We start from the raw sequence: 9,790 nt of genomic DNA, 5'->3' as shown, positions 1-9,790 counted from the left end.
TTCTCCTCGCTGGCGCCGCCGCCGACATCCAGGAAGTTCGCCGGCTCCTCGCCGTAGAGCTTGATGATGTCCAGCGTCGCCATGGCGAGCCCGGCGCCGTTGACCATGCAGCCGATGGTGCCGTCGAGCGCGATATAGGCGAGGTCGTGCTTGGAGGCCTCGATCTCCTTGGCGTCCTCCTCGGTCTCGTCGCGCAGTTCCATCACGTCCGGATGGCGGTAGAGCGCGTTCGAATCGAAGGCCATCTTGGCGTCGAGGCAGACGAGCCGCCCGTCGCCGGTGAGCACCAGCGGGTTGATCTCCAGAAGGCTCATGTCCTTGGCGACGAAGGCCGCGTAGAGCTTCTCCGTCAGCGCGCCGGCTTCCTTGGCCTGCGCGCCCGAGAGCCCGAGGGCCTTCGCCACCGCGCGCCCGTGATGGGGCATCACGCCGGTGGCCGGATCGACGGGGATGGTGTGGATCTTCTCCGGCGTGTCGTGGGCCACCGTCTCGATGTCCATGCCGCCTTCCGTCGAGACCACGAAGGCGACGCCCCCGGTGGCGCGGTCGACCAGCATCGACAGGTAGAACTCCGCCGCGATCTGCGCGCCTTCCTCGATATACAGACGGTTGACCTGCTTGCCGGCGGGCCCGGTCTGCACCGTCACCAGCGTCGCGCCGAGCATCTCGGCGGCGTTCTTCGCCACCTCCTCCACGGACTTGACCACCCGCACGCCGCCCTTGGCATCGGGGGCCGCCCCCACGAAGGTCCCCTTGCCGCGACCGCCCGCATGGATCTGGCTCTTCACCACCCACACCGGACCGCCGAGCTCGCGCGCCGCCCCTTCAGCCTCAGACGCATCCAGAATCGCGACACCCCGCGACACCGGAACACCAAACCCACGCAAAACTCCCTTCGCCTGGTACTCGTGGATGTTCATGGCCGAAGGGTCTCCCAGGGGGCCGCTCTGCGGCGGCCGTCTCGGTTGCGTGGTATGCCAGAAGTCGATGCGGGCCGGTAGGCAGGTCGGCGGCGTCGCGTCTTGAAAAAACTTTGCCGGCGTCTTCGAAAAACTTTCACGCCCACTCCCGGCATCCCGATCGATACTGCGATGCAGCATCGATCGGGCGGGCAAGTCTTCGGCGCTGCGGCGAGCCGGGCTCAGCCGCCGAGGATGGTGCCGACGCCGAGCGCGCCGGAGGCGGCGAGCTCGGGGGCGGAGACCTTCTTGCCGCCCTCGGCCTTGAGCTTGAAGATCTCGATCTGGCCGCCCTGCGCGGTGACGCGGATCGATTGCTCGCCGACCTCCGTGACCTCGCCGATCTTGCCCTTCACCGCGCCGATGGTGCGCACGGGATGCTTCCGGGCGTCGAAGATCTGGAGCTTTTGGCCGTTCAGGGTGGTCCAGGCGCCGGGGGCCGGGTTGGCGGCGCGGATGATGTCGTAGACGTGATCGACGTGGCTCGCCCAGTTGATCGCGGATTCGCGCGCCCGGAACCAGCCCTCGTAGCTCGCCTGCGTCTCGTCCTGCGCGGTCTCTTCGTGGCGCCCGGCGGTGACGAGGTCGGCCGCCTCCAGCATCGCCGCGACGCCCAGCGGGAAGAGGTGGTTGAAATAGACCTCGCCGATGGTGTCGTCCGGCCCGATGGCGCAGGTCTTCTGGAGGATCACCGGACCCTCGTCGAGGCCGTCCGTCGGCCGGAAGATCGAGAGGCCGGTCCCGGTGTCGCCCTTGGCGATGGGCCAGTTGATCGAGGAGGGGCCGCGATATTTCGGCAGCAGCGAGGGGTGGTACTGGATGGTGCCGTGCTTCGGGATGGTGACGAAGCTCTGCGGCGCGAATTGCAGCACATAGGCCATGATGCCGATATCGGCGTCGAGCTCGCGCATGGCGGCCTCGGCCTCGGGCCCCTTGAGGCTCGGCAACTGGAAGACCCGCAGGCCCTTCTCCTGCGCGGCGAGCCGCAGGGCATCCGGCTTGGCGCCCTCCTTCTCGGGGGCGCAGAACACGCCGGCGACCTCGTCGCCGCGTTCGAGGAAGGCTTCGAGGACGGCCTTGCCGAAATCCTGCTGGCCGATGAACGCGATGCGCATGGAGAGCCTCTCTGCCGGGCCGCCCCCGGCCCTCGTTTCAGAGGGCGGGAGCGGCATGGGGATGCCGCCGTATAAGACCTCGCGGCCCATGCGGCACCCTCCCTCCGGCGCTCTCCGGTGAGGGAGAGCGGAAGGCTGTCACCTACTCGGCGGCGATCTTGCGCACCACGCTGACGGCGCCCGAGCCCGAGATCTCGACGATCTCCTCGTCGGTGTACTTGAGGACGTCGCGCAGGATCTCGTCGGTGTGCTCGCCGAGCAGCGGCGAGCGCGTGACCTCAGCCGGGCTCGCCGAGAGCTTGATGGGATTGCCGACGGTCAGGTACTTGCCGCGCGTGGGGTGGTCGACCTCGACGATGGTGCCCGTCTCGTGCAGCGCCGGATCCTCGGCGATCTCCTTCATGGACAGGATCGGCCCGCAGGGGATGTCGTACTCGTTGAGAATGTCCATCGCCTCGAACTTGGTCTTCGTCATCGTCCAGGCTTCGATGCGCGTGAAGATCTCGTTGAGGTGCGGCAGGCGGGCCTTCGGGGTAGCGTAGCCCGGATCGGTCTTCCAGCCGGGCTCGCCGATGATGTCGCAGATCGGCTCCCACACCGCCGCCTGGGTGATGAAGTACAGATAGGCGTTGGGGTCGTGCTCGTGGCCCTTGCACTTCAGGATGCGGCCGGGCTGGCCGCCGCCGGAATCGTTGCCCGCGCGCGGGGTGGCGTCGCCGAAGGGCACGCCCTCGCCGAACTGGCTGTACTCGTGGAGCGGGCCATGCGCGAGGCGCTGCTGGTCGCGCAGCTTCACGCGGCAGAGGTTGAGCACGCTGTCCTGCATGGCGCAGTCGACCTTCTGGCCGAGGCCGGAATGGGTGCGGTGGAACAGCGCCGTGACGATGCCGAGCGCCAGGTGCAGGCCGGTGCCGGAATCGCCGATCTGGGCGCCCGTCACCATCGGAATGCCGTCTCGGAAACCCGTGGTCGAGGCCGAGCCGCCGGCGCACTGGGCGACGTTCTCGTAGACCTTGCAGTCCTGGTAGCGGCCGGGGCCGAAGCCCTTCACGGAGGCCAGGATCATGCGCGGGTTCACCTCGTGGATCTTCTCCCAGGTGAGGCCCATGCGGGCCAGCGCGCCGGGGGCGAAGTTCTCGACGAGCACGTCGCATTCCTTGATGAGGCGCCAGAGCACCTCCTTGCCCTTGGGGTTCTTGGAATCGAGGGTGATCGAGCGCTTGTTGTGGTTCAGCATCGTGAAATAGAGGCTGTCCACATCGGGGATGTCCTGAAGCTGCTGGCGGGTCGCGTCGCCGGCGCCGGGCCGCTCCACCTTGATGACGTCCGCGCCGAACCAGGCGAGGAGCTGGGTGCAGGTGGGACCGGACTGGACATGCGTGAAGTCCAGGATCTTCACGCCTTCGAGGGCCTTGCTCATGGGTCGCTCTTGGGTTCTCGCGAGTGTGATTGAGGGTCTTGCGCGGGTGGACGGTCGGCCGGGGCGCGAGACCGGCCTCCGGGCCGGGGATCGCGCCGCGCCCCGTGGACGGGGTGGAGCCGCCTCGGCCCCGCGCCGGTTCCGGCGTCTCGGCTAGTTGTACATCGTCCGGCCGGCGGTTCCAGACGGGCGCGCGGCCGGCCGGATCGCGGCCACCGCGCGGCGGAACATCCCGGCGGCGCGCCGCCCGAGGGGCGCGCTCGAAATCCTGTCCATCTCCGTCTCCTCCGACGTTCTTCTCTCTTGCGCGCGGCGGGGTCGAGCCCGCCGCTCCGTCCTGTCGCCCCCGACGATCGACGTCCGAGGGCGGATGGTCCTCTCGTCCGGCGGGCGTTTCGCAGTCCTGCCTCGGGGGAAGGGCAATCGAACCGCGCCACGCGGCCGCCGATCACCTTGTCCCGATCCGGCATGATCTTGGCGACAGGATCTTGGCGAATCGCTGAAAAGGCGCGCGCGGGACTGTATTCGGCCGCCGCAGGGCTGGCACGCCAAATGCCACCTGTCAAACGGCTCCGGAGCGCGGCTCCGTCCCGAGGCAGCCCGTCCGGCCCTCACGCTTCGATCCACGCCCTCCTCGACCGAAACTCCCTGCGCGGCGTCATGCCCGTCATCGCGAGAAGCATGGACGAAAATCTTTTGGTATGCAATATGCCACATCGTTATCGGTGATATAATGCGTGTGTCGCCGCCAGTATTGCTGCAATGCATTCTGATTTCGCTGCGATGCAACAGGAAGTCGCGGCGCCGAACGCAGTAGAAAGGCTCCTCCGGCATGCGGTTCCGCGCCGAAAATTCCCTTGGCATCGCGTATCCGGCGGTTCATCGTCTTGCCCAAAGACGGTTGCCGGCGTGTCCGGCGCGGAGGAACTTCGATGTTAGCGAGCAGCCAGCTGATCAAGGCGTCGTGGATCGCGGTCGAGGTCACGCGCCAGGGAGCGGAGCGGATCCTGGTGGTCGAGACCTACATCGCCGTGAGCCCGCTGGAGCACAATTACGACGCGGCCAAGTACGAGAAGGTGGTCGGCTGCGTGCGCAAGGTGCTCGCGGCCAATCCCGACATCGACAGGGCCTCGATCCTCTCCATGTATCGCGGCGCGAACTGCACGAAGCTGTTTCGCGCCACGGAGGAGGCGGCCGCCGCCTGAGCGGCCCGCCCCCGAGGGGCGGCCGTCCGTCGTTCCCGGTCCGGGCGGAGTGAGCCGCGATGACGGCGCAGCGCGCGACCACGGAATTCGCCGCCGGAGAGGAGCCGCTCGGCCCCTGGAATCCGGGGCTCGAATCGGCGCTGCCGCGCGCCTTCCTGCCGCTCGCGAGCCTGTTTCGTCCCGAGAGCGCGGTCCGGCCCTTCTCGGAGATCGAGGAGGTCGGCGGCTTCTCGGGCCTGCCCCTCCAGGAGGTCGTCGCCTTCCGCACCGAGCGGCTCGTCGTCCACGAGGTGCTGATCCGCGTGATGGCGGATCTCTCGGTGCCCATGGGCGAGACCTATGGCGATCTCGGCGTGAATTTCCGCGCCATCGTCTCGACCATCCTTGACACCTATCTCGCCCCGCACGCCGCCGCGATCGCCGAGGCCCATGACACCGTCCGGGCGGAGGCGGCGGCCATGCTGGAGCGCGAGGTCGCCGCGATCCTCGCCCCCGCCGCTCCGGCCCCCGCCGCTCCGAAGGCCGGCGGCTGGCGGGTCTGGCTCGGTCTGTCGGAGCCGAAACCCGCCGCGCCGCCGCGCCGCGAGAGCCTCGAGGACCGGGCGATCGCCCATCTCGCCTCCTGGCGGGCGCGGGCGGACCGCGCCGGCAACGAGGCCGAGATCTGCGCGAGCGCCGCCCTGACGCGGGTGGTCTCGGCGGTGATCCGCCAGCGCGGCCGCCTGATCGGCGATGCAAAGCTCCTCGCCGGGCTCGCCGGGACCCTGGTGGGCAACGATCACGGCAGCCGCGTCATCGGGCGCCTGATCGAGCCCTGGTTCGAGGAGGCGGCCGCGCGCGAGGGCTATCACCGCATCCGCGCCCAGGCGCATCCCATCGTCATGAACGTGAAGGGCTCCTCCGCCTCGGGCAAGAGCACCATGCGCCCGCTCCAGCGCGCGCTCGCCGAGCGCATCGGCGTGCCCTGGTCGGACTTCGCGGTCATCACCCCCGACATCTGGCGCAAGTTCCTGCTCGATTACGATGCCCTCGGGCCCGCCACCCGCTACGCCGGCACCCTTACCGGCCACGAGGTCGAGATCGTCGACCGCAAGCTCGACCGCTACATGGCGCGCAAGGCGGGGGAGGGGCGGATGTCGCATCTCCTCATCGACCGCTTCCGCTTCGACAGCTTCGCCGCCGATTCCGACACCCAGGACGGCAGCCAGCTGCTCACCCGGTTCGGCCAGACCGTCTACATGCTGTTCATGATCACGCCCCCGGACGCCACGGTGGAGCGGGCCTGGAAGCGGGGCGAGCTGTTCGGCCGCTACAAGGCGGTCGACGACCTGCTCGCCCACAATGTCGAGGCCTATACGGGCATGCCGGGACTGTTCTTCACCTGGGCGCTCAAGGCGGACAAGCATGTCCAGTACGAGTTCCTCGACAACAGCGTCAGGCTCGGGCAGCGCCCGCGCACGGTGGCCTTTGGCGCTGACGGGACCCTGACCATCCTCGACCTCGCCCGCATCCTCGACATCGACCGCTTCCGCAAGATCAACATCGAGGCGCAGGCGCCGGAGGCGGTCTATCCGGATGCCGGCGCCATGGCGCCGGAGCGCAACACCGATTTCCTGCGCCAATGCGCCCGGCGGCTCTCCTGCGTGCGCTTCGCGGAGCAGGCGACCGGCCGGGTCTACGCCCGGCTCGAAGGCGGGCGCCTCGTCTGCCTCGACCGCGCGGTGTTCTCGCGCATGCTGGCCGATCCCGACACCCGCGCCGCCTTCGCCGCCCTCGGGGCGAACCCGCCGGACGCCGGGGCCGAGCCCGATCTCGACCGCGCCGACACCCACACCCTCGGCGCCTGGGGCGGGGAGGATTAGCCGCGCCATCGCAGGCGCTCCCAGCTCCGCTCGATCCGGCGGGCCGAGTATTCGAGCGGCACCTTCAACGCCGGCACGTCCTGCGCGAGGAGCGCGAGGCCGAGCGGCAGCATCCACAGACCCAGCACCGGCAGGATCGAGAAGAGTCCGCCGATCACGAGGAGCACGGCGGCGACGAGGCGTAAGGGCTTTCGCGAGGGCTCGCGCAGCCACGCGATCCAGCGCCGGCCGCGCGGCGGCAGCTTCGCGGAGAGGCGCGTGATGCGCGCGTCCCAATCCTCGGCGGTGCAGGTTTCTGTCATTCCGGGTTCCGGTTCGTGCGGAAACGCGGCGCCGGTCCGAAAGGCTCCGGCGGCTGGCCTTCGCGCCCGCCCGCGCCTATGAGGCGGCTCGGGAGCCGCGCGTCCGGCGAGAGCTCGCCCGAGAGCTCGCCCTTGAGGCGCCGGACCTGACGGAGGAATGATGTCCCGCTCGATCCTGACCCGCCTGATCCCCCTCGCCGGAGCCGCGCTGATCGCCATGACCGCCATGTCCAACGCCGACACCTACACGAGCCTGCCCTCGGGCCTGAAGTACAAGGACGAGGTAGTGGGCACCGGCCCCGAGCCGAAGGCCGGCCAGAAGGTCACGGTGCAGTACACCGGCTGGCTCGACGAGGGCGGCGCCAAGGGCAAGAAGTTCGATTCGTCGCGCGACCGCAACCAGCCCTTCACCTTCACCATCGGCGCCGGCCAGGTCATCCAGGGCTGGGACGTCGGCGTCGCCACCATGAAGCCCGGCGGCAAGCGCACCCTCGTGATCCCGCCGGAGATGGGCTACGGCCCGCGCGGCGCCGGCGGCGTCATCCCCCCGAACGCCACGCTGATCTTCGACGTCGAGCTCATCGGCGCGAAGTAGCGCCGACCGGTCGCGACGCATCCGTTCGGCCTCCCCGGAGGCCGGGCGGCAAGCGCGACCGCGCGTCGCCGCCCGTGCGGCGGACTCCCGATCGAGCCATCGATCGGAAAACGTGGGACGGACTTCCGTTCGGCCTCCTTGGAGGCCGGGCGGCAAGCGCGACTGCGCGTCGCCGCGCGTGCGGCGGACTCCCGATCGAGCCATCGATCGGAGCGAACAGAAGAGGCCAGCGGATGCTGTTCACGCACCTCTCCGACGACCTCTTCCGGCCGCTGGCCTCGCCGAGCCGCGCCTTCAACGCGGCGCTGCTGCTGCATCTCCACCGCAAGGTGATGGGCGCCTCCGTCGAGCCCGTGCGCAAGGGCGAGATGCTGGCGGCCATCGGCGATTTCGCCGCCGGCTGGGCGCAATCCGAGATCGCCGACGACGAGACCACGCCCATCGATCCGGTGGAGCGCCGCTCGGCCGTCTACCGGCGCTTCCTCGATGCCGGCTGGCTGGTGGAGCGGCGCGAGCGCTACGTGCCGGTGGTCGATTTCGACCCCGAGGCGCGGCTGCTGCTCGAGGAGCTGTCGCGGCTGGAGCAGGGCGAGACGCGCTCCTACGGCGGCGCCGTGCTCGACGTGCTCGGCAGCCTCGAGAGCGCGCTCGCCAATCCCGGAGACCGCTCGGAGGCGCTGGCCAACGCGGGCCGCGCCGCGCGCGGCTTCCTCGGCCATGTGCGCAGTCTCGCCGGCGCCATGCGCAAGATCGAGGAGCGCATCCTGCGCGAGCCCGACCAGCGCGCCGCCTTCAAGCTCTATTTCGAGGATTTCGTCGAGCGCCACCTCATCAGCGACTACCGGACGCTGCACACGCGCTTCAACCCGTTTCGCTTCCGCTCGGCCATCGTGCGCGAGGCGGGGCGGGCCCTGCGCGACGGGCTGCTGATCCGGGCGCTCGCCGAGAGCCTGGTGCGCGAGGGGCGGGCGCCGGACCTCGCCGCCGCCGAGCGCGCGGTGCGCGGCGACCTCACCGGCATCCTCGCGGTGTTCGAGGGGCTCGACCGGCATCTCGAGGCCGTCGACGACGTGGTCGCCCGGCTGGAGCGGCGCATCGCGGCCACCCTGCGCTATCTCGACCGCACCGATTCCCTCGGCATCGAGCGCGCGGCGGCCGCGCTCCGGGCGGTCGGCGCCGCGGCGGAAGCGCCCGACGGACCCGTGGCGGTGTCGATGCTGCGCCCGCCCCTCGGCCCGGCCCATCTCTTCACGCCGCGCACCCGCCGCGCGCCCATCGACAACGAGCCGCTGCCCGAGATCCTGCTCGATCCGGCCGTCGAGGCCTTCGTCAACGCCAAGGCCGAGTTCCGCCGCCGCACCACGCTGACGCCCGAGGCGGTGATCGCCTTCCTCGACGCGCGGCTCGGCAACGGCACGGGCAAGAACAAGAGCCTGCGCGGGTCCGAGATCGCGGTGGAGGATGTCGACGCCTTCGTGGTCTTCCAGCGCCTGCGCGAGATCGACGTGCTCTTCGACGGCCACCTGACCCGGCGCTACCGGCTGTCGCGGGCGGAGGGGCGCGTCTCCAACGGCTGGCTCGACTGTCCCGATTTCGTGGTGGAGCGGCGTCCCCATGCTTGAGGCGTTCCGCGCCATCGTCGACGGGGACGAGCCGCCTCCGCCCGGCGCCCGCGCGCCCGACGAGGCGGAACTCACCCGCGCGCTCCAAGTGCTGCTCAAGACTCAAGTTGTCTACGGCAACACGCCTGGCATCGGCCGCTCCTACGAGATCGCCCGGCACTACGCGCCGTTCTTCCAGAGCTACTTCGCCTGCCTCGGCTACGCGTTCGAGATCTCGCATCGCGACCAGATGGTCTTCCTGCGCCTGCCGGCGGAGGGCGTGCGCCACGACATGGCCTCCGAGCGCCTGCGCAAGGACGAGACCCTGGTGCTGCTGGCGCTGCGGCTCGCCTACGAGGAGGGCCTGCGCGACCACCGCGTCACCACGGACGGGGTGGTGGAATGCACCACCGACGACATCGCCGACAGCCTGCGCAGCGCCGCCCGCGTCGAGCCGCCGGACGAGGCGCGTCTCATCGAGATCCTGCGGTTCTTCGCGCGGCGGGGGGCGGTGCGGCTCGGCGAGCGCGACCGGACCGAACGCATCACCCCGCTCGCGGTGATGCCGGGCATCGCCGTGATCGCCCCCGATGCCTGGCTCGACGGTCTCAGGGCCTTCGGCGACGCCGCCGGCGAGGAGCCCTGAGCGGGGTCTTACGCGCGCCTTTTGATCGACGTCATCGATCCAAAGGCGGTTCGGCGCATCAGCGCCGGCGCGCGGTCGCGCTGGC

At 70.1% G+C, this 9,790-nt stretch carries 9 protein-coding genes; 5 read left to right on the top strand and 4 right to left on the bottom strand.

Features of this window, described 5'->3' with window-relative positions; genetic code table 11:
• From sucC to frc, 3 genes are all read right to left on the bottom strand, one after another.
• Nucleotides 1–920: ADP-forming succinate--CoA ligase subunit beta (gene sucC / locus ACP56T_RS13370; RefSeq protein ID WP_430912609.1), on the bottom strand; the 920-nt coding region annotated here is incomplete at its 3' end.
• A gap of 221 nt (nt 921–1,141) precedes the next feature.
• Nucleotides 1,142–2,074: a methionyl-tRNA formyltransferase gene (locus tag ACP56T_RS13365; RefSeq protein WP_430912608.1), complete on the bottom strand. Its 933-nt coding sequence runs from the start codon at nt 2,072–2,074 to the stop codon at nt 1,142–1,144.
• Nucleotides 2,075–2,216: 142 nt separating this feature from the next.
• Nucleotides 2,217–3,494, bottom strand: a complete 1,278-nt coding sequence (gene frc, locus ACP56T_RS13360; RefSeq protein ID WP_430912607.1) for a formyl-CoA transferase — start codon at nt 3,492–3,494, stop codon at nt 2,217–2,219.
• Nucleotides 3,495–4,426: 932 nt separating this feature from the next.
• Here frc and ACP56T_RS13355 point away from each other — a divergent pair.
• Together ACP56T_RS13355 and ACP56T_RS13350 are read left to right on the top strand one after the other, a co-directional pair.
• Nucleotides 4,427–4,699: a hypothetical protein gene (locus tag ACP56T_RS13355; protein WP_430912606.1), complete on the top strand. Its 273-nt coding sequence runs from the start codon at nt 4,427–4,429 to the stop codon at nt 4,697–4,699.
• A gap of 59 nt (nt 4,700–4,758) precedes the next feature.
• Nucleotides 4,759–6,561, top strand: coding sequence for a DEAD/DEAH box helicase family protein (locus tag ACP56T_RS13350; RefSeq protein ID WP_430912605.1), 1,803 nt, complete (start codon nt 4,759–4,761; stop codon nt 6,559–6,561).
• Here the strand turns inward: ACP56T_RS13350 and ACP56T_RS13345 are convergent.
• Complete coding sequence (locus ACP56T_RS13345; RefSeq protein ID WP_430912604.1) at nt 6,558–6,863, bottom strand: hypothetical protein; 306 nt, start codon at nt 6,861–6,863, stop codon at nt 6,558–6,560. The genes ACP56T_RS13350 and ACP56T_RS13345 overlap by 4 nt on opposite strands.
• 160 nt (nt 6,864–7,023) lie before the next feature.
• On the opposite strand from ACP56T_RS13345, the gene ACP56T_RS13340 reads away from it, so the two are divergent.
• From ACP56T_RS13340 to ACP56T_RS13330, 3 genes are all read left to right on the top strand, one after another.
• The gene (locus ACP56T_RS13340; protein ID WP_430912603.1) at nt 7,024–7,458 is read left to right on the top strand and encodes an FKBP-type peptidyl-prolyl cis-trans isomerase; all 435 of its coding nucleotides are present in this window, start codon (nt 7,024–7,026) and stop codon (nt 7,456–7,458) included.
• A gap of 233 nt (nt 7,459–7,691) precedes the next feature.
• Nucleotides 7,692–9,080: a Wadjet anti-phage system protein JetA family protein gene (locus ACP56T_RS13335; RefSeq protein WP_430912602.1), complete on the top strand. Its 1,389-nt coding sequence runs from the start codon at nt 7,692–7,694 to the stop codon at nt 9,078–9,080.
• Nucleotides 9,073–9,705 (top strand): DUF4194 domain-containing protein, encoded by a 633-nt coding sequence (locus ACP56T_RS13330; RefSeq protein ID WP_430912601.1) that lies wholly within the window; start codon nt 9,073–9,075, stop codon nt 9,703–9,705. Before ACP56T_RS13335 ends, ACP56T_RS13330 begins: the two co-directional genes overlap by 8 nt.
• The last annotated feature ends 85 nt before the right edge of the window (nt 9,706–9,790 follow it).

The sequence above is a fragment of the Methylobacterium endophyticum genome (assembly GCF_050591105.1).
GTDB lineage: Bacteria > Pseudomonadota > Alphaproteobacteria > Rhizobiales > Beijerinckiaceae > Methylobacterium.
Note: the sequence above shows the minus strand (reverse complement) of the source record. Positions and strands in the feature narration are given on the sequence as shown.